The 23,987-nt window shown below is 67.3% G+C and carries 24 protein-coding genes and 3 pseudogenes; 12 read left to right on the top strand and 15 right to left on the bottom strand.

Annotated features, from left to right (window positions below; genetic code table 11):
• Nucleotides 1-13: 13 nt before the first annotated feature.
• From K6K41_RS24745 to K6K41_RS24730, 4 genes and pseudogenes are all read right to left on the bottom strand, one after another.
• Entirely contained in the window at nt 14-1,447 is a 1,434-nt protein-coding gene (locus tag K6K41_RS24745) for a TolC family protein (RefSeq protein WP_261402711.1), read from the bottom strand.
• A complete protein-coding gene (locus tag K6K41_RS24740) occupies nt 1,447-1,674 on the bottom strand; it encodes a hypothetical protein (RefSeq protein WP_261402710.1) in 228 nt (75 codons plus the stop codon). The genes K6K41_RS24745 and K6K41_RS24740 overlap by 1 nt, the downstream gene beginning before the upstream one ends.
• A gap of 130 nt (nt 1,675-1,804) precedes the next feature.
• Nucleotides 1,805-2,206 carry a hypothetical protein gene (locus K6K41_RS24735; RefSeq protein WP_261402709.1) on the bottom strand — a complete coding sequence of 134 codons (402 nt, stop codon included), beginning with the start codon at nt 2,204-2,206 and terminating at the stop codon, nt 1,805-1,807.
• Nucleotides 2,203-2,477 (bottom strand): annotated as a pseudogene (locus K6K41_RS24730) (metal-sensitive transcriptional regulator). The gene K6K41_RS24735 and the pseudogene K6K41_RS24730 overlap by 4 nt, the downstream one beginning before the upstream one ends.
• An 87-nt stretch (nt 2,478-2,564) precedes the next feature.
• Here K6K41_RS24730 and K6K41_RS24725 point away from each other — a divergent pair.
• The 8 genes and pseudogenes from K6K41_RS24725 (at nt 2,565) to K6K41_RS24690 (ending at nt 10,238) form a co-directional block, all read left to right on the top strand.
• A pseudogene (locus K6K41_RS24725) lies at nt 2,565-4,942 on the top strand (heavy metal translocating P-type ATPase).
• Between the two features lie 132 nt (nt 4,943-5,074).
• A complete protein-coding gene (locus K6K41_RS24720) occupies nt 5,075-5,458 on the top strand; it encodes an ArsR/SmtB family transcription factor (RefSeq protein ID WP_261402708.1) in 384 nt (127 codons plus the stop codon).
• Between the two features lie 2 nt (nt 5,459-5,460).
• Entirely contained in the window at nt 5,461-6,516 is a 1,056-nt protein-coding gene (gene arsB, locus K6K41_RS24715) for an ACR3 family arsenite efflux transporter (protein WP_261402707.1), read from the top strand.
• A 10-nt stretch (nt 6,517-6,526) separates the two neighbouring features.
• A complete protein-coding gene (gene arsC / locus K6K41_RS24710; RefSeq protein WP_261402706.1) occupies nt 6,527-6,952 on the top strand; it encodes an arsenate reductase (glutaredoxin) in 426 nt (141 codons plus the stop codon).
• 20 nt (nt 6,953-6,972) lie between these two features.
• The gene (gene chrA / locus K6K41_RS24705; protein ID WP_261402705.1) at nt 6,973-8,160 is read left to right on the top strand and encodes a chromate efflux transporter; all 1,188 of its coding nucleotides are present in this window, start codon (nt 6,973-6,975) and stop codon (nt 8,158-8,160) included.
• 193 nt (nt 8,161-8,353) lie between these two features.
• The gene (gene arsH, locus K6K41_RS24700) at nt 8,354-9,064 is read left to right on the top strand and encodes an arsenical resistance protein ArsH (RefSeq protein WP_261402704.1); all 711 of its coding nucleotides are present in this window, start codon (nt 8,354-8,356) and stop codon (nt 9,062-9,064) included.
• A 101-nt stretch (nt 9,065-9,165) separates the two neighbouring features.
• Nucleotides 9,166-9,396 (top strand): hypothetical protein, encoded by a 231-nt coding sequence (locus tag K6K41_RS24695; RefSeq protein WP_261402703.1) that lies wholly within the window; start codon nt 9,166-9,168, stop codon nt 9,394-9,396.
• Nucleotides 9,378-10,238 (top strand): MFS transporter, encoded by an 861-nt coding sequence (locus K6K41_RS24690; RefSeq protein WP_261402702.1) that lies wholly within the window; start codon nt 9,378-9,380, stop codon nt 10,236-10,238. Before K6K41_RS24695 ends, K6K41_RS24690 begins: the two co-directional genes overlap by 19 nt.
• 84 nt (nt 10,239-10,322) lie before the next feature.
• Here K6K41_RS24690 and K6K41_RS24685 read toward each other — a convergent pair whose 3' ends face one another.
• The 10 genes from K6K41_RS24685 to K6K41_RS24640 all read right to left on the bottom strand — a co-directional run bounded on the left by K6K41_RS24685 (nt 10,323) and on the right by K6K41_RS24640 (nt 16,917).
• Complete coding sequence (locus K6K41_RS24685) at nt 10,323-10,877, bottom strand: hypothetical protein (RefSeq protein ID WP_261402701.1); 555 nt, start codon at nt 10,875-10,877, stop codon at nt 10,323-10,325.
• Complete coding sequence (locus K6K41_RS24680; protein WP_261402700.1) at nt 10,874-11,998, bottom strand: hypothetical protein; 1,125 nt, start codon at nt 11,996-11,998, stop codon at nt 10,874-10,876. The genes K6K41_RS24685 and K6K41_RS24680 overlap by 4 nt, the downstream gene beginning before the upstream one ends.
• On the bottom strand, nt 11,998-12,342 hold the full coding sequence (locus K6K41_RS24675) for a hypothetical protein (RefSeq protein ID WP_261402699.1): 345 nt from the start codon (nt 12,340-12,342) through the stop codon (nt 11,998-12,000). The genes K6K41_RS24680 and K6K41_RS24675 overlap by 1 nt, the downstream gene beginning before the upstream one ends.
• 166 nt (nt 12,343-12,508) lie before the next feature.
• On the bottom strand, nt 12,509-13,324 hold the full coding sequence (locus K6K41_RS24670) for a hypothetical protein (RefSeq protein ID WP_261402698.1): 816 nt from the start codon (nt 13,322-13,324) through the stop codon (nt 12,509-12,511).
• Nucleotides 13,312-13,674 (bottom strand): hypothetical protein, encoded by a 363-nt coding sequence (locus tag K6K41_RS24665; RefSeq protein WP_261402697.1) that lies wholly within the window; start codon nt 13,672-13,674, stop codon nt 13,312-13,314. Before K6K41_RS24665 ends, K6K41_RS24670 begins: the two co-directional genes overlap by 13 nt.
• 108 nt (nt 13,675-13,782) lie before the next feature.
• Nucleotides 13,783-14,256 carry a hypothetical protein gene (locus K6K41_RS24660; protein WP_261402696.1) on the bottom strand — a complete coding sequence of 158 codons (474 nt, stop codon included), beginning with the start codon at nt 14,254-14,256 and terminating at the stop codon, nt 13,783-13,785.
• A gap of 1 nt (nt 14,257) precedes the next feature.
• Entirely contained in the window at nt 14,258-14,413 is a 156-nt protein-coding gene (locus K6K41_RS24655) for a hypothetical protein (protein WP_261402695.1), read from the bottom strand.
• Complete coding sequence (locus tag K6K41_RS24650; RefSeq protein WP_261402694.1) at nt 14,382-14,954, bottom strand: hypothetical protein; 573 nt, start codon at nt 14,952-14,954, stop codon at nt 14,382-14,384. Before K6K41_RS24650 ends, K6K41_RS24655 begins: the two co-directional genes overlap by 32 nt.
• 726 nt (nt 14,955-15,680) lie before the next feature.
• Entirely contained in the window at nt 15,681-16,091 is a 411-nt protein-coding gene (locus tag K6K41_RS24645) for a hypothetical protein (RefSeq protein WP_261402693.1), read from the bottom strand.
• A 100-nt stretch (nt 16,092-16,191) separates the two neighbouring features.
• The gene (locus K6K41_RS24640; RefSeq protein WP_261402692.1) at nt 16,192-16,917 is read right to left on the bottom strand and encodes a DNA cytosine methyltransferase; all 726 of its coding nucleotides are present in this window, start codon (nt 16,915-16,917) and stop codon (nt 16,192-16,194) included.
• Nucleotides 16,918-17,356: 439 nt separating this feature from the next.
• Here K6K41_RS24640 and K6K41_RS24635 point away from each other — a divergent pair, with 439 nt between their 5' ends.
• From K6K41_RS24635 to K6K41_RS24620, 4 genes are all read left to right on the top strand, one after another.
• Nucleotides 17,357-17,956, top strand: coding sequence for a hypothetical protein (locus tag K6K41_RS24635; protein WP_261402691.1), 600 nt, complete (start codon nt 17,357-17,359; stop codon nt 17,954-17,956).
• Between the two features lie 193 nt (nt 17,957-18,149).
• Nucleotides 18,150-18,731: a hypothetical protein gene (locus K6K41_RS24630; protein ID WP_261402690.1), complete on the top strand. Its 582-nt coding sequence runs from the start codon at nt 18,150-18,152 to the stop codon at nt 18,729-18,731.
• Nucleotides 18,732-19,861: 1,130 nt separating this feature from the next.
• On the top strand, nt 19,862-20,329 hold the full coding sequence (locus K6K41_RS24625) for a hypothetical protein (RefSeq protein ID WP_261402689.1): 468 nt from the start codon (nt 19,862-19,864) through the stop codon (nt 20,327-20,329).
• 561 nt (nt 20,330-20,890) lie between these two features.
• The gene (locus K6K41_RS24620; RefSeq protein WP_261402688.1) at nt 20,891-21,103 is read left to right on the top strand and encodes a TOBE domain-containing protein; all 213 of its coding nucleotides are present in this window, start codon (nt 20,891-20,893) and stop codon (nt 21,101-21,103) included.
• A 22-nt stretch (nt 21,104-21,125) separates the two neighbouring features.
• Here K6K41_RS24620 and K6K41_RS24615 read toward each other — a convergent pair.
• Nucleotides 21,126-23,721: pseudogene (locus tag K6K41_RS24615) on the bottom strand (hybrid sensor histidine kinase/response regulator).
• Between the last annotated feature and the right edge of the window lie 266 nt (nt 23,722-23,987).

Here is a 23,987-nt window from a genome sequence, read left to right as displayed (position 1 = left end):
GGTGCCTCCGGTTTCATTGGGGGGACGCCGCCGAGGCGGATGTGGCCGAAGCGAGCTTCGGCTCGGGAGCCGACTCGGCCGGGGAGCCGCCGCCGATCAGGGCGGCTTGGAAGTCGACGTCGGCGATGAAGAAGTCGCGCTTGGCCCGGATCGCCGCGACGTTCGACGCGACGTTCTCGCGGGCGTTGGTCAGGAGCTCAAAGGCGTCGACCAGCATGCCGTTGTACTGGAGCTGCGATTCCTCGGTGATGACCTTGCGCAGCGGCAGCACGCGGCTCTGGTAGGCGCGCGCGATCTCGTGGCGGCCGCGATAGGTCGCGTAGGCCTCTCGGGCTTCCGAGCGGGCGTTTACCGCCTTCTCGAGCAGCCGGTTCACCGCGCCCATGTAGGTTTCACGGGCCTTCGCCAAACGCGCCTTGCCGAAGTCGAAGATCGGGATTTGGACGGCGAGCTCGAATCCCTTCGGGTTCGCCTTCTCGCCCTCGGCCGACTTCGCGTGGTTCGCGAGCCCTGTGACCTCGAGCATGGAGATCGCACGGGTCTGCTCGGTGAGGCCGTAAGATTGCGCAAGCGCGTCGAGCTCGAGGCGGTCGCCGATGATGTCGACCCGGCGCCGGATCGCCGTCGCCTCTACATCGCCTTGGGTCTTGAGCCGCGGGAACGACGGCAGCCGCGCGGGCAGCCTGTAGTCGAGATCACGCCCCCACAGGCCGAGCTGGCGGGTCAACGCCTCGCGCTCCTTGGCGGCCTCCAGACGCGCCTCGGCAAGCTCGGTCGCGACCTCGGCGTAAAGCGCGCCGGACCGAGCTTGGTTGAGCTTGGTGGCGGCTCCCGTTTCACCGAGCTTCTTGGTGAGTTCGGCTGCGGCGCCCGCCGAACCCCGCGCCGTCTCGAGGAAAGCGGTGGTCTCCCGGGCTGCGACCGCGCGGAAGAACGCCCGGCGCGCCTCGGCGGCCGTCCGGAAGGTCGCCGCGATCGCCTTGTACTGGGCCGCGCGGAACTCGCTCTCGGCGATCTTCGTGCGGCGCGGCAGCGTCAGGAGCTGGAGCAAATCGGCGATAAGACGCCGCTCGACGTCGAGGTCGCCGGAGCCGGCGACCCGCTCGATCGAGATCGTGGGCGATGGCGGCAGGCTGGCTTCGACGAACTCCGCCTCGGACACGCCAAGCGCGTTGTACTCGGCTTGGAGACCGCGGTTGTTGAGCAGCGCGATCTGGACGGCGGCGTCGGCGGTCAGCGGCCTCGCGAGCAGGCGGTCGACGCGCGCCTTCACCGCTCCGGCGTCCGACGCCGTGACGATCTTCGCCGTGTCCTTGCCGAGGTCGAGCGAAACCCGTGAGACGACCGGGATCATGCCGTCCGCCGAGACCGACGCGCAAGCGCCGAGCGAGGCCGACAGCGCGACGACCGCAGCCGCCCTCGGGAGGCGTGAAAGGAGCGCCGCCATCACATGCCCTCCGCAGGCTTCGGCGCGACGCCCTTGTTCTGGTCAAGCCAAGGCTTCGGCTCGACCGGGCGGTAGTCCGCCGTGCCCGCCGTGACGGAGCTGTATCGGACGGTCGGAACCGACGCGGACGGATTGCTTGGGTCGTCACGCCCCGCGATGGGCGATGGCAATTGCGTTGAGCAACCGCCCAAGAATAGAGCGGCGGCGGCCGAGACGAGCGGCTTCATGAAAAACCCCGGAATCTGAACGAGCAAGCGCAAGGGCGCCGTGGCGCCGGCGAGGCGCGTGGTCGGTCAGATGTCTCGGAGTGTGTCGACGGAGCCCTGGATAAGGGCGTGCGTCAGGCGTTTGAGACCATCAGCCGACCAGCGCGGCGGACGTTCTCGGGGGGCGCTTGATGTGGACGGTCGGCCCGGACAGGGCGGCCTTCGCCGGAACCGCGGGTAGGACGGTCACCTTGAGAGTCACGGCCTGGAGCGGCTCCATCTCGGTCGAGATGGCGGCATGGCAGGTGTTGCTGCAGCAGGTGGTCTTGCCCGAGCCGGACTGACCCATGTGACCTGTGCAGTCGGAGGAGGTTGCCTCCATGCCCTGATCGGGCGTCGAAGCGACGACGTCCGAGGTCGCGGCATAGTCTTCGGCCTGCTGGGTGGCCGCGGCGGGCGCGCCGTGGGCCTCGCTGGGCGTAGCCCAGCTCATCGCCACGAACAGCGCGAGCGCGAGGCCGGCGGCGATCCTGAGCAGCGAGCGGACGGTCATCCGCGCACCCTCCCGAGGACGTCGACGAGCTCCGCCACCTTCTGGCGCTGCTCGTCCTTGTTCCCCGACTGGATCGCATTCTCGACGCAGTGGCCGACATGGTCCTTGAGGATCTCCTCCTCGACCCGCTTCAAGGCGGCCCGGACGGCGGAAATCTGGGTGACCACGTCGATGCAGTAGCGGTCCTCCTCGAGCATGCGCGCGATGCCCCGGACCGACCTTCGATCCGGTTGAGTCGCTTCCCGCAAGAGGCCTTGGTGCAGCACTGCATGATTGACCATGTACCCTATTGGGGTATATCACGCAACTGCTGAACGATACCCTTGGTGGGTATATCGGAAAGCGACGGGAGGTGACCATGGACCCGCACGGACACGCGCACGGCGCGATGCCGAAGGCTTCGTGCTGTGGCGGGCACGGCCACGGACGCGACGTCAGGGGCTCGATGGCGATCGACCCCGTCTGCGGCATGACAGTTCGATCCGCGACAGCCAAGCATCGGCTCGAGCTTGGGCCCAAGACCGAGTTCTTCTGCTCGGCCGGCTGCAAGGCGAAGTTCGAGGCGGATCGGAAAGGTACCCGTCGCCGTCCTCCGCCGAACCGGAGCCGATGCCCGAGGGCACGGTCTACACCTGCCCGATGCATCCCGAGATCCGGCAGGAGGGTCCGGGCTCGTGCCCGATCTGCGGCATGGCGCTCGAGCCCGACCTCGTCACGGCGGAGGCCCCAGCCCAACCACGAACTCGCCGACATGACGCGGCGCTTCTGGATCGGGCTGGCGCTCGCCGTTTCCGGTCTTCCTGCTGGAGATGGGCTCGCACCTCGTCCCGCGATCCATCACCTTGTTCCGATGTCGGTCTCGGTCTGGATTCAGTTCGCGCTCGCGACGCCAGTCGTGCTTTGGGCCGGGTGGCCGTTCTTTCAGCGCGGATGGGCGTCCATCGTGTCGCGAAACCTCAACATGTTCACGTTGATCGCAATGGGGAACGGGGGTCGCTTACGCCTACAGCGTCGTGGCGACGCTCGCTCCGGGCGTCTTCCCTCCGGCCTTCCGCGGCCCGGATGGGACGGTCGCGGTCTACTTCGAGGCGGCCGCCGTGATCACGGTTCTGGTGCTGCTCGGCCAGGTGCTGGAGCTGCGCGCCCGCGACCCAGACATCCGGCGCGATCCGCGCGCTGATCAACCTCACGCCAAAGACCGCAAGGCGGCTCAAGACGGACGGATCGGATGAGGAGGTCGCGGTCGAGGAGATCGCGTGGGCGACCGCATCCGCGTCCGCCCGGGCGAAAAAGTCCCCGTCGACGGCGAGGTCGGGACGGACGCTCCGTCGTCGACGAGGCGCTGGTCACGGGCGAGTCGATGCCGATCGCGAAAGCCGTCGGCGACGCGGTTACGGGCGGAACGCTGAACCAGTCTGGAGCCCTGACCGTCCGGGCCGTAAAAATCGGACGCGACACCATGCTGGCGCGCATCGTCCAGATGGTCGCCCAGGCCGCAGCGCTCGCGCGCGCCGATCCAACGTCTTGCCGACACCGTGTCGGGATGGTTCGTGCCCGCCGTCATCCTGATCGCCGCGGTCGCTTTCGTCGCCTGGGCCGCGTTCGGGCCGGAGCCGTCCTACGCCTATGGGCTGGTGGCGGCCGTCGCGGTGCTGATCATCGCCTGCCCTTGCGCGCTCGGCCTCGCGACCCCGATGTCGATCATGGTCGGCGTCGGCAAGGGCGCGGGCCTCGGGATCCTGGTCCGAAACGCCGAGGCGCTGGAACGGCTGGAGAAGGTCGACACCCTGGTGGTCGACAAGACGGGCACGCTCACCGAAGGCAAGCCATCGGTCACGGCGGTCGTGGCTGCCGAAGGATTCGCGGAGGACGACCTCCTGAGGTTGGCGGCGGCGGTCGAGCGCGCCTCCGAGCATCCGCTTGGGGCCGCCGTGGTCGCGGCCGCCGAGGCCCGCAGCTTCGCCATCCCGGGGGTCGATGACTTCGACGCCCCGAGCGGCAAAGGCGTGTCCGGCAACGTTGGTGGGCGGCTGGTGGTGATCGGAAACGCCGACTTCCTGAAGGCTCGCGGCGTCGAGGTGTCCTCGTTGACCGCCCGGGCCGACCAGCTTCGGCGTGACGGAGCGACCGCCATCTATGTCGGGGTGGACGGGAAGCCCGCGGGCGTGCTCGCGATCGCCGACCCGATCAAGCCGACGACCGCCGAGGCGATCCGCGCCCTGAAGGCCGAGGGGCTGCGAGTCGTCATGCTGACGGGCGACAACCGCACCACCGCTGAGGCTGTGGCGCGCACCCTTGGCATCGACGAGGTCGAGGCCGACGTGCTGCCGCAGGCCAAGCACGAGGTCGTAGAGCGGCTGAAGCGCGAGGGCCGGGTCGTCGCCATGGCCGGCGACGGCGTGAACGACGCTCCCGCCCTTGCGGCCGCCGACGTCGGCATCGCCATGGGGGGCGGGCACGGACGTCGCCATCGAGAGCGCGGGGGTGACGCTGGTGCACGGCGACCTCAACGGCATCGTGCGGGCTCGGCGGCTGTCGGAGGCGACGATGTCAAACATCCGGCAGAACCTGGTGCTCGCCTTCGTCTACAACGCCGCCGGGGTCCCTATCGCCGCGGGCGTGCTCTACCCCGCTTTCGGGCTGCTGCTCTCGCCCGTCGTGGCGGCCGCAGCCATGGCGCTGTCGTCGGTCAGCGTAATCGGCAACGCGTTGAGGCTGAGGACGAAGCCGCTCTGATTGTCGTCCTGTGGCTCCGGACGTTCCGGCGATGCCGGCTGATCCGTTCTCTCCAAATGTGGAACTGTAAGGAGAACCATATCGACAGTCGTCGATTTATTGATATAGAGGTCTCCTGATGCAGGAGGAGACATGTCCGCGCCCGCTCATTCCATCGAACGCGACCATGAGGCCTCGGCCCTCGACGCCCTGTCGGCGCTCGGACAGTCGACGCGGCTCCGCATCTTTCGGCATCTCGTCACGACGGCTCCCGATCCACAGCCCGCGGGCGGGATCGCAGACGCGCTCGGATGCCTTCAGAACACGCTCTCGACCCATCTCGCGATCCTCGTGCGGGCCGGGCTGATCACCGGGGTCCGTGACGGGCGGTCGATCCTCTACGCTGCGAACTTCGACGGCATGCGCGGCCTCGTGAACTACCTGCTCGAGGACTGCTGCAAGGGCCATCCCGACGTCTGCGCGCCCGTCTTCGAGCAGCTTGAGAAGGGCTGCTGCGGCCCGGCCGCGAGGGCCTGACCATGTCCCTGTTCGAACGCTACCTGACCGTCTGGGTCTTCCTCTGCATCGTCGTCGGCGTCGCGCTCGGCTACGCGGCGCCCGGCTTCTTTCGGGCGATCGGCGCGCTCGAGGTCGCGAGCGTGAACCTGCCCGTCGCCGTGCTGATCTGGCTGATGATCGTCCCCATGCTGGTGAAGGTCGACTTCGCGGCGCTCCGCGAGGTCGGCTCGCACTGGCGGGGCATCTCGGTGACGCTGTTCATCAACTGGGCGGTGAAGCCGTTCTCGATGGCGCTGCTCGGGTGGCTGTTCGTCGGCTGGCTGTTCCGGCCCTACCTGCCCGCAGACCAGATCGACAGCTACGTCGCGGGGCTGATCCTTCTGGCCGCGGCTCCTTGCACCGCAATGGTGTTCGTATGGTCGAACCTCACCAAGGGCGAACCGCTGTTCACGCTGAGCCAGGTCGCGGTCAACGACGCGATCATGATCGTGGCCTTCGCGCCGCTTGTCGGCCTGCTGCTCGGCCTGTCGTCGATCACCGTGCCGTGGAGCACGCTGGTCCTGTCGGTCGGGCTCTACATCGTCGTGCCGGTAATCGCGGCGCAGGTTCTGCGGCGACAGGTTCTGGCCTCCGGCGGACAGGCGGCGCTCGACCGCGTCCTCGCCGGCATCCAGCCGCTCTCGCTCGCCGCCCTGCTCGCGACGTTGATCCTGCTCTTCGCCTTCCAAGGCGAGCAGATCGTCGCCCAGCCGATGGTCATCGCGCTGCTCGCGGTCCCGATCCTGATCCAGGTCTACTTCAACTCCGGCCTCGCCTACCTGCTGAACCGCGCGACCGGGGAGGCCCATTGCGTGGCCGGCCCCTCGGCTCTGATCGGGGCGTCGAACTTCTTCGAGCTCGCGGTCGCCGCGGCGATCAGCCTGTTCGGCTTCAAGTCCGGGGCGGCGCTCGCCACCGTGGTCGGCGTGCTGATCGAGGTCCCCGTGATGCTGTCGGTGGTCTGGATCGTGAACCGCACAAAGCCCTGGTACGAGGCCCGCGGCGTTCGCGCGGCCGCCCCCGAACCCCGTTCCTGAGGAGGCCGTCATGACCGAGGCCGTCACCATCTGGCACAACCCCGACTGCGGCACGTCCCGCAACACGCTGGCGATGATCCGGGCCGCGGGCGTCGAGCCGACTGTCGTCGAGTACCTGAAGGCGCCGCCGACGCGCGAGGAGCTGGCGAAGGCGTTCGCCGCCGCCGGGCTGACCCCGCGTGAGGCCGCCAGGGAGAAGGGAACGCCCTTCGCGGAGTTCGGCCTCGGCGATCCGTCCGTCACCGGCGACGCGATCCTCGACGCCATGCTGGCGCACCCGATCCTGGTCAACCGCCCGTTCGTGTTCACCGAGCGCGGCGTTCGGCTTTGCCGCCCCTCCGAGATCGTGCTGGAGATCCTGCCAGCGCCGCTCGCTGGCCACTTCACCAAAGAGGACGGCGAGGTCGTGAAGGCCGGGATGGCGGTGAAGGAGTGAGGACTGTCGAAGGCGTTCCAGTGTCCGTCGGCTCGGTTCGGGAGGTCTTTGGGGCGTTCCTGAAGCTCGGCCTCACCTCATTTGGCGGGCCGATTGCGCATCTCGGCTACTTCCGCGACGAGTTCGTGGGCAAGCGTAGATGGATCGACGACGCCAGCTACGCCGACCTCGTGGCCCTCTGCCAGTTCCTGCCGGGACCAGCCTCGAGCCAGGTGGGATTCGCGCTGGGCTTGATGCGGGCCGGACCAATGGGCGCGATGGCGGCCTGGTCGGCGTTCACGCTTCCCTCGGCCGCCATCATGATCGCGATCGCTTACGGGGCAGACCTGTTCTCGGGGCCGCATGGTTCCTCGCTCGCACATGGTCTCAAGCTCGTCGCGGTGGCGATCGTTGCGCATGCTGTCCTCGGCATGGCGCGCGCGCTGTTGCCCGACCGCGCGACGGGGACCATCGCGGTCGTGGCGATCGCCGCGGTAGTGCTGGGCGGGCCTCATGGCCAGTTGGCCGCGATCGCGCTGGGAACGGTAGTGGGATTCGCGGCGTTCGGCCGCGCCGACGCCGCGCCACAGCGGACAGGGATCGCCGCTCGCCTGAGCCGCGCGACCGCCATTGCGTGCCTGCTCGCCTTCTTCGCGCTCCTTCTGGGGCTACCGCTCCTGAGGGCCATGACCGGATCCCAGTCGGTCGCACTCGCCGACGCGTTCTACCGCTCAGGCGCCCTTGTCTTCGGGGGCGGCCATGTCGTGCTGCCGCTCCTGCAGGCCGAGGTCGTCTCGACGGGTTGGATCGATGCCGGGCGGTTTCTGACGGGCTACGGCGCGGCCCAGGCCATGCCCGGTCCGCTGTTCACCTTCGCGGCCTTCATCGGCGCCGCGGTCGGGCCGGAACCGAACGGCGTGGCCGGGGCGGCCATCGCCTTGGTGTCGGTGTTCCTCCCGGGCATCCTCGTCCTGCTCGCGGCGTTGCCGTTCTGGAACTCGATCCGCGCCAAGCCTTCGGCTCGCGCCGCGTTGCGTGGGGCCAACGCCGCGGTGGTCGGCGTCCTCGCCGCGGCGCTCTACGATCCGATCTGGACCTCGGCGGTGCTGTCGCCTCGTGACTTCCTCGTGGCGGCCGCGGGGTTCGCCGCGCTTACGGCCTGGAACGCTCCGCCCTGGACAGTGGTGGCAGGCGTCTGCATGGCCGCAATGGCGTTTGGCGCAACATGAACGTCGAGCGGCCCGGCCACTCCCCAAGCGACCGGACCATGCTTTCGTCGTCCGAACGCAGAGGGGCGGGTATGCGTCCGGCGCCATTTCCGGGCGGGGGCCGACATCAGCACGGCAGACGCTACATGGCCCAGTCTGAATTTATTCTAATAAGAAAGTTCATCTCGCATTCATGGGAAAGGAGCGGTTTCCGATGACAGACTTGCCGAACGTCGACGAAAGCTCTTTTCGCCCTGTCGATCTGTCCAGGCTCCACGGTCCGCGCTCGACCCATCCTCCGCGGGTTCTGCTGCTGTACGGCTCCTTGCGGGCCGTCTCGTACAGCCGCCTGCTGACGCTGGAGGCGGAGCGCCTGCTCAAGCGGCTCGGCTGCGAGACGCGTGTCTATGACCCTGCAGACCTCCCGCTGCCGGACGGCGGCCCGGTGGACCATCCGAAGGTTCAGGAGCTGCGCGAGCTGTCGCTCTGGTCCGAGGCGCAGGTCTGGACGAGCCCTGAGCGGCACGGCGCAATGACGGGCGTGATGAAGTCGCTGATCGACTGGATCCCGCTTTCGGTCGGCTCGGTCCGCCCGACCCAGGGGCGCACGCTCGCGGTGATGCAGGTCTCGGGCGGCTCGCAGTCGTTCAACGCCGTGAACCAGATGCGCGTGCTCGGCCGCTGGATGCGGATGGTCACCATCCCGAACCAGTCGTCGGTGGCGAAGGCCTTCCAGGAGTTCGGCGAGGACGGCCGGATGAAGCCATCGGCCTACTACGACCGCGTGGTCGACCTGATGGAGGAGCTGGTGAAGTTCACGTTCCTCACCCGCGACGTCTCCGACCACCTCACCGACCGCTACAGCGAGCGGAAGGAGAGCGCAGCGACGCTGGAGGCCAGGGTCGACCTCAAACGGGCCGTCTGAGGCGTGGAGACGACGTCGGCGCCGCCGGGCGGGAGGCTCGCGGTCCCGCTGTCGGGATCGCCCAGATCGTCTCCTGGGGGTCGAGCTTCTACCTGCTCGCGGTGCTCGCGACGCCGATCTCCGCCGACACCGGATGGCCGCTCGCCTGGGTGGTCGGCGGCGGATCGATCGGGCTGCTCTGCTCAGGCATCGCCGCGCCGTTCGTCGGCCGCATGATCGACGGCTTCGGCGGTCGGCAGACCATGGCGGCCGGCTCGCTGCTGATGGGCGCGGCCTCGCCGCGGTCGGGTCGTCGACCGGGATCGCGACCTACTTGCTCGGCTGGGCGGTGATCGGCTTCGGAATGGGTGCCGGGCTTTACGACGCGGCCTTCTCGACGCTCGGCAGGATTTTCGGGGCGTCGGCGCGGCGCGCGATTACCCACCTCACCCTGTTCGGGGGCTTCGCCAGCACGGTCTGCTGGCCGCTGTCGGCGCTCGCGGTCGAGCACATCGGCTGGCGTGGCGCCTGCTTCGCCTACGCCGCCGTCCAGGCGCTCGTCATGGCGCCGACGCTGTTCCTCCTGCTGCCGCGCGAGGCGCGCAAGGCCCCGAGCGCTCTCGACCGTGCCGGTGCCGGCACGACGACCTCGCGTGAGCGACGGACCTTCTGGCTGCTGGCCGTAATCCTGATGGCGAACGGCGCGGTCCAGACGACGGTGTCGGTGCACCTGCTGACGATCCTGCAGGCCCAGGGCATGCAGCTCGTCGCAGCGGTAGCGGTCGGCGCGCTGATCGGTCCGTCGCAGGTGGGCGCCCGCGTAATTGAGATGCTGGTCGGAGACCGTCTCGACCCGACCGCAACCCTCGCATGGGCCGGGGCGCTGGTGGCCGTCGGAGTGTTGTTGCTCGCGCTCGGCGCGGGCCCCGCGGCAGTCGCCGTGGTGCTTTACGCTGCCGGAAACGGCGTGTGGTCGATCGCCCGCGGCACGGTCCCGCTCGCGCTGTTCGGTGCCGAGCGCTACGCGGTCGTCATAGGGCGGCTCGCGGCGCCAAACCTGATGGTGCAAGCAGCCGCGCCGTTCGCGGCTGGGCTCGTGATTGCGCAAGTTGGGACGGAAACGACGATGGCAGCGCTGGCGACGGTGGCTGCAACGAACCTCGTCGCGACGATCATACTCGTGTGGCGAAGTTAGGCGGAGCGTTGAGCCCCAGCGTCAGCGTCGTTTGATCGCCGCGAAGCGGACCTCACCGACGTCTGTGATGGGTCAGAGGCTGTCTTACCTAGGTCGAGCAGAGTGCAGGGCTGCCTGGCGCAAGAGCGCCTCAACACGGTCGGAAGTGTACGCCAACTCGGCAAGCAGCAAATCAACGAGCGCTCTTGGTTCGTCGATCGGTTCGAACCCTCTCGCGTCGATCCACGTCAACTGCCCGGCTGGCGCCAGCCTCTGCACAGTACGCTCCAAGAGAGGGAGATCGGCATGCCGTGCGATCGGAACCTCGATCACAGTTGCTCGGCAGAAGCGTCGGACGAAAGCGGTTCTCAGGCCTTTAGATAGCTTCGCGTCCGGTCGGGAATCCCGAGCCGCCCGCCACATTCGGCCCGTGTTGTAAGCGTGAGAGAACTTGTGGCTGCGACTTTCCGATCCTGCGACATGGCGCTGGTAGATCCGGCCGTAGAAGCCACTTTGGTCGTTCATAGTGATCCCGACGTACCGCATCACTCCCTCGTGGTCGTAGAGGGCGTACATGCCGTGCGTCCGAGGCAACGCCGCCAGGGGCGTCGGTTCCTGGGTTGCCAAAGATTGATAGAGCGCTTCGGGATCGATGTTCACTGCTGCCTTTCCGGCTTATCGAGCGGTTGGAGGGAGCGTCTGCTGGCGCGCTCCCGTCTCGGCGACTTAACGGACGCCTCCTTCAGCCCCTGCATTCCCACTCGCGCGACGACATAGACGCCCTTGTTGATCACGCCGCCACGCGGCGAGACCAAGTCGCCCCTGAGGTAGCTGCCCGTGTCGCTCCTGACGGAGCTGCCCGTCACGCGAAGGCTCCATGACAGGCCGACGTAAGCCTCGCCCTTCCAGTCGGGATGGAGGTCGTTCGGGTTGGGCGAGCGAAGGATCCGCGCTGAGTTGTCGACGGGGGTGCAGGACCGCGCGGCCACAGTGCGAGGGCCGTGCTTGCGAAGCAGTTCATCCGCAGCGCGCTGGTGACGCTTGAGCTCCCCAGTTTCCGGGCCGATCCCGAGTAGGTCGCGCTGGAAGCCGTCGAGGCACTCAGCCGGCCCCGTGATCAGCGGCTTGCCGTCGTAGCCGACCGGGCAGTTCCGCCTGCTTCGCCCGGCTGCCTCAGCTCCGGACGGGAACGACACGCAGACGACCAGCGCAAGCGCGCAGAGCATGTCGACGCGGACCAAGGTCATGATGGCCGGCCTCACAGCGAGAACGCCGAGGCGGCGTACCATCCCCTGTGGAATTTCTGGTGGTCCTCCATCTGCTTGCCCAGGACCCCGAGCATGCCGCCCGTCCACGTCCCGAACGCGGGAGCCGTCGGGCGTCCTCAGGTACTCCTGCATCGTGCGCACGGCGTAGACGGGGTTCTGGTAGGCGTACTCGCGACCGATCGTGTTGAAGTAGTCGCCGTCCATCACGTAGCGGGCGCCGCCGCGCCACGCGAGCACCACCTTGCCGTACTTCCGGTCCTTGAGCGCCTCGGCCGCGGTGAACAGCGCGCGGTCGACGTCCGCCATGCTCACCGAAGTCGGCAGGCCCCAGAGGTCGACCACCAGCGTCCCGGGATCGACGCCCCAGCGGTGGTAGGCCCGCATCGAGATCCCGGCGTTGCGGGAGTCCTTGGACAGGGCAGACGATACGGGCAGGTCGGCCATCGCCCAGTTGGCGCCGGCCATGAGCATGACGACGGCGACCGCGCCTAGCAGGAGGTTCCAGGCGCGCATCAGTACTTGAACTCGGTGCCCGCGTTCCGGCGGGCGGAGGACTGCTCCATCTGGATGCAGCCCTGCAGGGTCGAGTAGCTGCCGTGCCCGCCGAAGCTCGCGACCTCGTCACAGTGCTTGCGCATGCTCGCGGAGAGGTCGGGGAAGGTTCTCTTGAGCTGGTCGTAGGCTGACTGTTCCATCTGCATGCAGCCGTCCATCGTGCTCTCGGAGAAGGCCCCGCCGAAAGCCGCGACCTCGCGGCAGTGCGCCTTCACGTCGTAGCGCGGGAGCGACTGGGCAGTGACCGCATGAGACTGGAGCGACGCGAGCAAGGCGCCCGCGAGCAGAACGGTCTTCTTCATGCTGGTTCCCCGGGCCGACAGGCGGCTCGGCTGCAATGATACATTGCAAGAGTATCGCGCTACAACGCGTCGTTTCTGGCAATCCACCGACGCGGTTATCGGCTGGTGACCGCCGCCCGGAGTCGCTATCGCCTCCCGCATCCAGAAGCTAGGTACGATACTCGTCTTAGCCGCCCCTACTGTTCATCCTCTCTCGCTGATCCTTATGGATCCTTATCGGCAGTTCGTGGACGGGCATGATCTGGTGGAAGCCTTCCATGAGGTTTGCGGCTATCTTGTCCACAATCCCGGTCAGCCGCATCACGTCCCCCATGGACTCCGTGACGTGCTCGCCTAGCCGGACCGATGTGTCGCCGCTGTCCTCGAGATACTTCGCGTCGATGATGCCGTCGTTATGCTCATGGACGTGTCGGCGGTGGAACATCAGGCGGGCGTGCGCCTGGTCTCCACCGTCGACCTTTCTGAAAATTTCGATGCCGAAGTGACGCTTCAGGTCTTCGGAGACCAACGCGAGCTGGGAAAAGTTCGCGTCCTTCCAGCGAGAGCGACGCACGTGGACCATCCTTACGTGAAGTAGGAGCTGCTGCGCGATTCGCCTTCCCAAACTGTCGAACTTCGAGACCAGATCTTTCAGCCCGGAGATCGGCGACCCGCCCTCCGACAGCCGCTTGCGGATGCCCGTAATGTCCGCGCGAAGCATGGCCATGTCGTTGCGCGTGCCGCACGTCGAGCAATAGCCGAAACGACCAAGGATGTTGTTCGTCATCCCGCACTCGTCGCACTTGAACTTCGACTGCTGCTCGGTCTCCACGAAGAATTCGGGGGGCGCGGGCGTCTGTCCATCGTCTGAAGAGTAATACTGCTCCAACAGGTCCTTGACGTAGACGCTGTATTTTCCTGACTTCCGCTGGTTCGTCACCTGAGCATGGACCGCGCACACCGCTTCGACGTAAGCCTCCTGGGCCTCGCTCAGGCATCCCATGCCTCGGAGTGCTTCCCGCAGTAGGGACACACGGCGGCGGCGACGAGTCCGGGGGCTTCAGTTCGCCAATACCAGGTGCAGTGAGGGCAGCGCCTCGCCCACATCGAGAGCTGGTCGCTCCCCAGCACCACGGTCATCGCGCTGGGATGCGGCCGCACGTTGTCGGCCCTGCCGAAGTGGTAGGAGCCGACGGGGATTCCGGGAGGGATCGCCCAGATGCCGAACATGGAAAAGGGGGTCGGAGCCGAATGCGTCGCTCCGCTTGATACGAAGACCTGTTCGCCCTCGACATGCACGTCGAAGGTTACCGAGAAGTCGGTGAACGGAAGGCTCCGATGCTTCTCGTCCACCGAACTTCTCCGGGGTGGTGATGCTGCCCGTTGCGGCTATACACATTTCGCGAAATGTGGACAGCGGCGCGGCGTTGTAGGGGGATTGCGATCTACCTACAACGGTTCTCAAGCTGCCCTGCGCCGGGAGCCCCGTTTGGGCATCTTCGCGACGTAGGCGGCCCACACCGCATCGAGGTCCAAGCCGCCGTCGATTGCCTCCCGAACCCGTCGGACCGCCTTGTCGGAGAAGCGCCGGGGCTTCTGCTTGTCCGACAGGACGAATTCCCGGGAGCAGTCATCGTCGGCATCGAGCGCGAGGTGGGCCCGGACTGCGAAGCTCCGGTTCGGGGTCAGCCGCACCCGTCGCGCGAGCTGCGTCGCCGTGTAGGGATAGCGGTTCAACATATCGACCTCGCGGATCGCGCCGGCCTCGGACGGGTCGTCACCCGCGGCGATGCGGACGGGCGCGCCCTCCTTTTTCATGAAGCGCACCTTCACCGTCGGCCCCTCGCCGGACTTGTTCATCTGGACGGTCGCCAGCCTCGGGAAGACGACGCCGATGTTTTTGCCCTCCCGCACGGCTTTCTCGACCCGGTCCACGTCACGCTTCGTGACGCTCCCCCTCCTTCACGAGGCCCTCCATCGAGAGCAGCGCACGGATGCGCCCGCGGGCCTCGTCCCTGCGGCGGTTGCCGGGCTTCAGGAGCTTGCCGATTAGCCTGTATTCACGGTCGATCAGGAAATCGAAGTCGTTCACGGGCAGGGTCGAAACCGGAAGGACTCGGCCGGGGATGTGCGTTCAGGTCGTCGTCCAGCGTGCGCTTCAGGTAGGCGTCGAACGCGGTGATCAGGGCCCTAGTGTGGAGGTAGAGTAGCTCCTCCTCGACGACGACGAACCAATGTTGCGCCTCGTCCCGTAAGGCGTCGACGGCCCTCATGACCCCTGCCTCGCTCTCGGTGAGCTCGTGCTGCGCTACGCACAAGTTCAGGCATCGTTTAAAGCCGATCGACGTGCTGCTCTTCTTGTCGAACACCTGATATTGGGCCTGCCGGAGGACCGCCTTCAGCAGCATTTCGGTAGCGTGTTGCAGGTGCAGCAGCACGGAGTCCACGCGACCGGAGTCGTCGTAGGAATTGAAGGTCGCCATCGCCGTCCGCAACGAGCAGATGGCTTTCATCTTCAGGATCTTCGCGTCGCGCCGTAAGGCCATCCCAGCACCGCCCGATTCATTCGGGCTGCATTGTAGTTGTACGCGGCCGCGGATGCGCGCGACCGCGACCGCTCTCCCCAGCTTCACCCGCTCCGCGATTTCCGCCAGCCGGCATTGGCTGGCTCGACCTGAGGACGGCCCTCGGTCGGAGCTTCGGCAAGATCATCGCGGGCTATATCGGGGACCGCCGCAAGCGCGAAGGGGACGCCTCATGACCGCCGCTCTCGCCTTGCGCAGAGACTGGCGAATCCTTGCAACCCTCACCGCGGTCGCGGCCCTCGGGGCCGGCTGGCTCTAGGTTGGTCACCTCCAGTTGCAGATCGCCGACCACACCGCGCTCGTGACCGAGGCCCACGCGCATGTCGCCGCCCTCGAGCGACGCGGCTGCTGCCTGCTCCACCGGGTCTGCTGCAGCGCTCGAGACGGCGTTCATTGAGCAGGCGGCCAACGAGGCCGCGTAGAAGGTCACTGACTATGAGACGTAACTACGAACACGTCCGGCTCAGGATTGCGCTTTGAGCGGGGCTGATGTTGAGCGGCTGGGCCGCATCGACTGTGCCAGCCCGGCTGCTCCCAACATCTCGCGCGGCGGGAGACCTCGTGCGCCCAGTGCCGCAGCCGACCCTGCGCGTGGGCGACGGCGCGTTCGCTGCCTTCGCGAGGTCCCGCGCCGCCCTCAGGAAGGCCAATGGCCAGATCGTCAGCGCGTGCTGCTGCTAGGAGGGCGTGCGGCGGTCCTACGACCCCGCCACGGCCTCCGCGGCGTGCGCGTCCTTGACCGTCGATTGAATCCTTACCAGTGGCGCGGCCACGTCACGCCGCCGGCCGGCCGAGCGTAAACCTCCGAGGGTCAAAGGGCTGCTCGGGCTCCGGGCGTTCGCCGACCTCGAAGCACTCCCGATCCTCTTCCCAGCGCGCAAGCCGCCGCACATCCTCGGACCTTCGGGAGCCGCGCCATGCCTCTACAAGAGCTGCCTCGATCCGTCGGCCGAGCCACCGGAAGACCGGAACCTGCATCGAGTTCCCGACCAGCTTGCTCCTGCTGCTCTCGGAAGTGCGTGTGCGCCTGCCGTTGCGGTGGACGATCGGAACGTCGGTCCAGCCGTCAGGCAGGCCGTGGAGACGCTCCTCCTCCTTCGCCAGCGTCTTCCGGCAGATCATCGCTCCGTCGCCCCGGCGGTACAGAACGAAATTTTCCTGTCCCCCTGCCGTCTTCTTCGCCATGAGGGTGGGCATCAGGTTCAGCCCCACGTCTGCGAGTCGGAGATCCCGTAGACGTCGCCGTCGACGAGTTCCCTCAGCGGCATCGGGAGTGCCGCGCAGATTATGCTTCCGTGTCGGCGGGATCGGGACCAAGGAATGCTATCAGCGCGCTCGGCAGCGGTTTTCCCCGGCTTCGGCTCCGTCGGTAGACCCTGGCGACCGCCACTGGCGACATCTCGCGCTCCGGCAAGGATCCGATAAGGGTCAACGTCGGGTCGAGAACTTGACCTCGACGAAATCTCGCGCGGCGGACTCGGGCCGCGCGGCCGAAAAAGCGGCCGTCGAGTATCCGCCACGCGAGATTTCGTCGAGGTCCATGCACCCAACCGAAGTCTGTCCACCCGGACCCTGTTGGAGGCTGTAGAGGACCCCCGTGGCCGGAGAGCGCGCCCAGGAGGGCTCCAAATCCTCTTCCACCTTCAGTCGAGAGCGCGCCTTCGACGTTCTCCCAGACGCAGACGGCAGGGTCGGTGGCATCGATTATCTCCGTGTATCTCAGGGCAAGCATGCCCCTTGGGTCCTGAAGTCCAGAGCGGTCGCCCGCAAACGAGAAGCTCTGGCAAGGCGATCCACCGATGACGACATCGACGGAGCCGGCCGCGACCGCGCGGAAGTCGAAGTCGATGGCGGTGACGTCGCCCAAGTTCGGCACGTGGGGCAGCCTCTCTTCGAGGACGGCGCAGGCGGTCGCATCGACTTCGGAGACGAAGCGGGTCGACCAGCCGAGCGGGTGCCAAGCGACCGCCGCAGTCTCAAGTCCGCTGAACAGACTGCCGTAGTCGAGCACGCGAATCCTCCCCCGAGTCCTTGCCCGCGCAGCCCTACCCGAAGACCCCCAAAGGGCCCGTGCATGAGGTCCGTAAAATTTGAGGCAGTGCCAATCCAAACACGGAAGCCGACATCGTGGATGGATTGGCACATTCGGCGATTCTCCCACGTGGGAGCGTCTCCGTGGTGAGATCGCCGAATTCACGGGCCCAGCCGACACTGTTCGTCCAGCCCATGCGGCGGCGCGGCGCTCAAACGATCAGACAGCCCCGGAGGACAGCGCCTCCCAATCGGTGACCACTCCCGGCCGACCCGCCGGACAGCCACATGGTCACCCCCGGTGTGTTGGCCATCCCCCAACGGCTTCAGAAAGGATGTGCTGACGGCGCGCTCGGCGCGAAACCTGGATCCATTCCGGCCGGCGGCGCAGATCTCGGGGGTCAACTGGGGGAGACATCATGCTTCGCGCCATCCTGAACGCCATCAAGAACGCTGCGCTCGTGGGCCTTGAGTCCCTCTATGGTTTCGTCGTTTGGGCTGTGAACCTCCCCGTCAGATTCTTCGCCGACGTAGCGGGTATCGGTCAGGGCGTGCCACCGCTCCCGGCTGCCCCCCGCGGCGAAGACGCTGACGCTGCCGTCGACCGCGTGACCGAAGCGCTCGACCGCATCGGGCGCGGGCGCATCACCGCTGCTTCGATGGCGGCGACGCTGGATCCCGAGCTTCCGGCCGGCCGGGCCGTCCACGCCTACGCGGCCGCTGACACCTTTGTCCGCGACGGCATCGACCTCTCGAGCCTTTCGCCCGCCCAGGTGGGTTGGCTGGTCACCCGCACCGAGGCCGAGCTTTTCAACCTCGCAGTTGCCGGGCCGGAAACTTGCGAGCTCCACCTCGCGGGCGAACGCTCGGGCCTGACGGTTCCATTCGTAGATGACAAGGATCGTCAGTTCGCCGACGCCCCGGCTCGCGACGAGGACGAGATTCCGGAGGACATCCCGTTCGCGGAGCGCCTCCGCCGCTTTAAGGCCGACAGCAGCGCGACGCCGCGCTGGGCGTGAGCCCTCGGCAACCACGCTGCTTGAACGCGGGCTCCTCGGGGGTCCGCGCGCGATGCCCCTCCCTCGTCGACCTGACCGAGGTCGTAGCGGCTCACGCCTCGACTGTATAACAGCGCGTCCACGCCTCCTGGCCCGCCGCGAGCTACCGCCCTCCGGCCTGATCAGGCATTGTGCGCCCTTGTCGGAGGGGCGCATGAAGCTGTTCAAGAGGAGGTCGACAAAGGCCGAGCCGCCGTGGTCCGAGCGTGTCGTCAAATCGATCCGCGGAGACAAGCAGGAGGGCTGGCTGCGCGTCGAGGTCGTGGGCTACATCCGGAATCTGACGGCGAGGGACAACGGCGACCCCGAAGACGGCATCGAGTTCTTCGGTCGGGTCGGGTGGGCGATGACCATCAACGACAAGTCTCCCCCGGGGGCCATCGTCAAATTCAGGCAGACCGACAGCATGATCGAGGGCCGCGGGGCCATCTACGGTGGCTACAAGAGCAACCCCGACAGCTACACACGGCCTCTGGTCAATATATCCATCGTTGGCGACGAGATGGCCGAACGGGCCTTGAAGGAAATGTGCGACCTCGCGGCGGTGACGGGCATTAAGCACGTGCCGCTGACGCTGAAGTGGACCATCCCCGAGAGATACGCGACGAGCAACGACGCAATGAACCTCCAGATGGCGGTCGAGCGCTACTCGTTCGGGCAAAACCTGTTGCTGTTCAACAAGTCGTTCTCGCAGGACGCGGACATGGAGGAGGCGTTTTTCACGCCGCGGCGCTGACGCTCCGAGATCGCCTCCCCAGTCCCGGCACCTCGTGGATCGCGTCCCCGAACCGCTCGACCAGTTCGCCCCACTCCTCGTCGGTCACGAGGCCCTCCGGCGGCTGAGCGCGCCAAGTGCCGCGTCACGCTGCGCGACCGCGCGGCGGAGACGGGCAACCTCGGCCTCGAGTCGTCGTTGCGGTTGAGAGCCTTGCCGTAGGCCGCGATGGTGCGCTCCGCGATGTCCGCGAGGTGGACGGCCGAGCCGCGGGCCGCATCAAGCTCCGACTGCCACGCGCCGTAGGCCTGCTTCGACAGGCGGTCATTGGCCTGCGCGACTATATTCTGCACCGCCGATGCCATGCCCTGGCCCAGCACCATGCCCGTGACGGCACCGAGGCCGATGGCCTGACCGCTGACCTTCGACGGGTTCGTGAAAGCGACTGACATGGGAGCCTCCGAGCTGGGTGAGGTCGGCAACATAGTCTGGTCGCCGAGCTCCCGGAGCCCCGAACCCAGGGACAGCGTTTATGAAGGCTCATGCGGCGGTTCTCCATCTCTCCGTCCATCCTCTCCAGAACCGCCGCATCGATCTCAGACGCGACAGCCTCGAAGGGGCGACCGAAGCGTTCCTCGAATGCGGCATTGGCCGAGGCCTTGAACGCCTCAACATCACCGCGGGACCGCTTGATACCGTTTCGAAGAGCTAGCCGGACATTGGCCAGCGCGAGGTCATAGTCCCTCTCCGTCCGATCCCGGCCCTCCACGAACCAGAGGTAGTTGCCGAGGGCGACCAAGATCGACTGCTGAAAAGCGAATGGAGGCCGCCCGGTGTCGAAGCCCCGGAACACTTCCGGCATGCCGCTGTAGGAATACGAAAACCGGGCCTGGTCGCACAGATAGTAGAGGACGAAGCGCTCCGAAGATGCCGCTTCCTCGGTGGTTGGCACTGGTCCCTTGGGAACCACAAGCCTCGCTTGCCACAAACGATAGCCGAGATACAGCACGCCAGCGACGATGAGATATTCCAAGACGACGACGCCCCCGTTGTTGCGGCAACCGTAGCCACGCGGTGGGCGCGCCGCCATCCAAAACGAACTCCGGTCGGAGCCTTGTGAGGAAACGGAGACCCGGGACAGGATGCGGGCGATGAGCGAGGATCCCTACGCCAGCCGCCGAACTCCAAGCGGTCGCATCGCGGTCATGAACCGGGCCGAGCGCTTCGACCTCGACGGCCAGCCGCGTGCTCCGATCAACGACCGCTTGGTGGCGAACAACCTTCGGAAGTCCGGCCACACCGTTGAGCAGGTCGTACACGTCGTCGGCTACCTGCCTGACCTCACACTCGACTACGGCGTCCCGCACCCCGGCCGGATCACGTTCGACGCTTGGGGCTACCGCCTCAGTGACACGCACCGCCCCGGGCTGGTAACCGCATCGTCCATCGGCCGGCGCCAAAGCGGCGCCAAAGCAAAGGCCCGGAGTTGGCGCTCCGGGCCTTGTTGTCTCTACGAACGAGACGTCTCAGCGGCGATAGGCTTCGCGGCCGCGAGGCATCGGACGCGAACTGCGGCCCATGAACCGTTTTCGCCAGCCAACCCATCAAGATCGTTTTGAGGATGCTCTTGAGCATGAGGGGCTCCTGCGTGCGTGGGGTCACAAATGCAACAGCGCGATGACGCCCTTGGTTCCTGCACGGAGTGGTGAAGCCGCGTGGAAGCCTGTTCGTTTCCGCCTGCGGGCATAAGGTCTGGAGTTCGTCGGACTTGCCAAGAGGTTGAAGGTTGACTGCTGGCCAAAGCGGAGCGCGGGCCGGACACTCAACGCGCTGCTGACCACAGGTTTGGATCCCACCGTCAGACGACCATCCACAGATTACGCTGATGGAGCCCCCTTGTTAGCAGCTTGTTAGAAACCGACCGCACCCGCTCTCCCCGACAAGCGGACGGCCAGCAAGATCGCTGATAAACGCAAGGTTTTCGCGAGGCAATCTGAATCGGACATGCGGACTCTGACTCCGCTAGTCCTGGTTCGAATCCAGGTCCCCCAGCCAATCCTCCCTTCCTTCGCACGCCGATCCGATCCGCCCCCAAGCGGCTCGCCTTTCTGCGCGCCGCTTGCGCGCTAGATGGCGGCCGAGCGCGCGGGAGCGGCCCGCGCCAGACGGGAGACCCGAGGATGAAGCACGGCGCGCGCAACGACATTCCCGCCGAGGTCGTCGAGATCAAGAAAGGCGGCGTGATGGCGCAAGTGACCGTGAACCTCGCGGGCACGGACTACCGCATGACGTCGGTGATGACGCTCGATTCGCTCGCCGAGCTCGGGATCTCGGAAGGCTCGACCGTCCATGTGGTGGCGAAGGCCGTGAACGTCCTGCTGGTCAAGCCGTAGCGCCCGGTCGCAGACCGAAGCGTCAGGCCGGCTCGCTCTCGGACGACGCCTCTCGCCGGGTCGCGCCGCCCCGCGCGGCCTCGACCACGCGCAAGAGCTCCGCGGCGTCGTAGGGCTTCGACAGGATGTTGGCCCCCGCCTCGTCGCGCACCGCTGTCGCGTCGCCGGTCGCATAGACCACGGCGGCCTCGGGGCGCAGCGCGCGCGCCTCGGCGGCGAGCGCCGCCCCGGAGGCGCCGGGCAGGTTGAGGTCGGTCACCAGCACGTCGACCGGCGCGGTGCGAAGCGCCGCCATCGCCTCCTCGGCGCTGCGGGCCTCGACCACGAGGTAGCCGGCCTGCTGCAGCATCTCGGCGGTGTTCATCAGGATCAGCGCATCGTCCTCGACGAGCAGGACGGTCGGCGCGGAGGCGTCGACAGGCGGTTTCGCAGCGGGCTCCGACGAAGGGGATTTGACGTCGGGCTGCGGCGCCGGAGCGATGGCGCGCTGGCGGCGGTTCGCCAGCACATGCCGGAACTTTCCGCGCCAGCGCCTCGCGCGTGTAGGGCTTGGACAGGAGCTCCACGCCCGCGTCGAGCTTTCCGCCATGGACGATCGAATTCTCGGTGTAGCCCGAGGTGAACAGCACCGCGAGATCCGGCAGCCGCGCGCGCGCCTTGCGGGCGAGCTCCGGGCTCTTCAGCGCGCCCGGCATCACGACGTCGGTGAACAGCAGGTCGATCGGAACGCCGCTTTCGATGACGTGGAGGGCGCTCGTGGCGTCCACGGCCCGCAACACGCGGTAGCCGAGATCCGACACCATCGCGATCACCGTCTCGCGCACCTCGGGATCGTCCTCGACGACCAGAACGGTCTCGGTGCCGCCCTGGAGCGGGCCGGCGGCGGGCGCGACCTCGACGTCCTCGTCCTCCACCGCGCGCGGAAGATAGAGGCGGATGGTCGTGCCATGGCCGGGCTCGGAATAGATCTTCACATGGCCGCCGGACTGCTTGACGAAGCCGTAGACCATCGAGAGGCCGAGGCCTGAACCCTTGCCTTCCGCCTTGGTGGAGAAGAACGGCTCGAACACCTTCTCGACGAGCTCCGGCGTCATGCCGCAGCCCGTGTCGGTGACGGCGAGCATCACGTACTGGCCCGGCGTCACCTCGTCATGGTCGCGCGCATAGGCGTCGTCGAGATGGGCGTTGGCGAGCTCGATCGTGAGCCTGCCGCGGCCCTCCATGGCGTCGCGGGCGTTGATCGCCATGTTGAGCAGCGCGGTCTCGACCTGCACCGGGTCGATGAAGGTGTTCCACAGCGCGCCCGAGAAGATCGTCTCGATCTCCACCGCCTCGCCGATCGCGCGGCGCAGCATGTCGTCGAGGCCCTGCACCAGGCGGCTGACATTGACGACCTTCGGCTCGAGCGCCTGGCGACGGCCGAAGGCGAGAAGCTGGGCGGCGAGCTTGGCGCCGCGCGAGACGCCGGCCATGGCGTTCGCGACGCGCCGCTCCGCGCGCTCGTTGCCGACGATGTCCCTGGCGAGCAGCTGGAGGTTTCCCGAGACGACCTGCAGCAGATTGTTGAAATCGTGCGCGACGCCGCCCGTCAGCTTGCCGATGGTCTCCATCTTCTGGGACTGGGCGAGCTTGGTCTCGGCGCGCCGGCGCTCCTCGACCTCGGCCGCGACGCGGGCCTCGAGCCCCTCGTTCAGGCGGCGGAGCTGCTCCTCGGCGCGCTCGCGATGCGCGATCTGGCGCGCAAGCGCCTCGGAATGCTCGCGCAGCGCCCTCTCGGCCGCGCGCTGATGGGTGATGTCGGTGTGGACCCCGACCCACTCGGCGATCTCGCCGTTCGCCTCGATGATCGGAAGCGCGCGGATCGCGAAGCTCCGCCACTCGCCGTCGGCGCGGCGCACCCTGTGCTCGTGGACGAACATGCCCTTGGCGGCGAGCGCCGCCTCCCAGGCCGACACCGTTCCGGCCGCGTCTTCAGGGTGGACGGCGTCGGCCCAGCCATAGCCCTGATACGCCTCGTAGGATTGCCCCGTCAGAGCCGCCCAGCCGGGCTGCTCGCCCGCCATCCGGCCGGAGGCGTCGTTGGTCCACAAGATCCCGTGGACCGCGTCCATCGCGGTGCGGAACCGCCTGTGGCTTTCGACGAGCTTGCGGTCGATCGCGACGCGGACGCTGTTGTCGACGACCGTGCACATCACGCCGCCGATCGAGCCGTCGGCCTCGTAGACGGGCGTGTAGAACAGGTCGAAGACGAAGGTGTCTTCGCGCCCGCCGCGCAGGAGCGTCATCGGCTGGTCGCGGAACGACATCAGCTCGCCGCGGAAGCCCGCCTCGAGCATTCGGCTGTTCCAGTCCCAGATCTCCGGCCAGATCTCGGGCGCCGAGCCGCCGAGCGCGCGGGGATGGTTGGAGCCGGCGATCTCGCTGTAGGCGTCGTTGTAGATCATCGTGTGGGACGGCCCCCACATCAGCACTTTGGCGACCGGCGAATTGACGATGTTGGCGACGGTCGCGCGAAGCTCGAGCGACCAGCCGTCGATCGGCCCGAGCGGCGTCCGGCTCCAGTCGCGCGAGCGGATCAGCGCGCCGCAGTCGCCGCCGGCGTAAGGCCATCCGTCCATGGGTCGGGGCGACGGCCCTTCGGCGCCCTCATGGAACGCCTGGAGCGCCGCGCGGACGACGTCGCTGACGTCGGCATAGCCGCCGGAGGCGAGGCGTCGAGAAATCAGGGCCTCGAGCTCGGGCGTCAGCGAGACGTTCAGGGGCTGGCGGCTGCTCATGAATCTTGGTGCGCCAGACGCCCGCCCGGTGTCAACGCGCCTCGTCGGCACGGCGGCGGTTTGGTCTTTGCGCGTTGCCGATCAGCCGCTTCGGCGTGACGCTGCGG

It is taken from the genome of Chenggangzhangella methanolivorans, from assembly GCF_019797865.1.
Classification (GTDB): Bacteria; Pseudomonadota; Alphaproteobacteria; order Rhizobiales; family Methylopilaceae; genus Methylopila; species Methylopila methanolivorans.
Note: the sequence above shows the minus strand (reverse complement) of the source record. Positions and strands in the feature narration are given on the sequence as shown.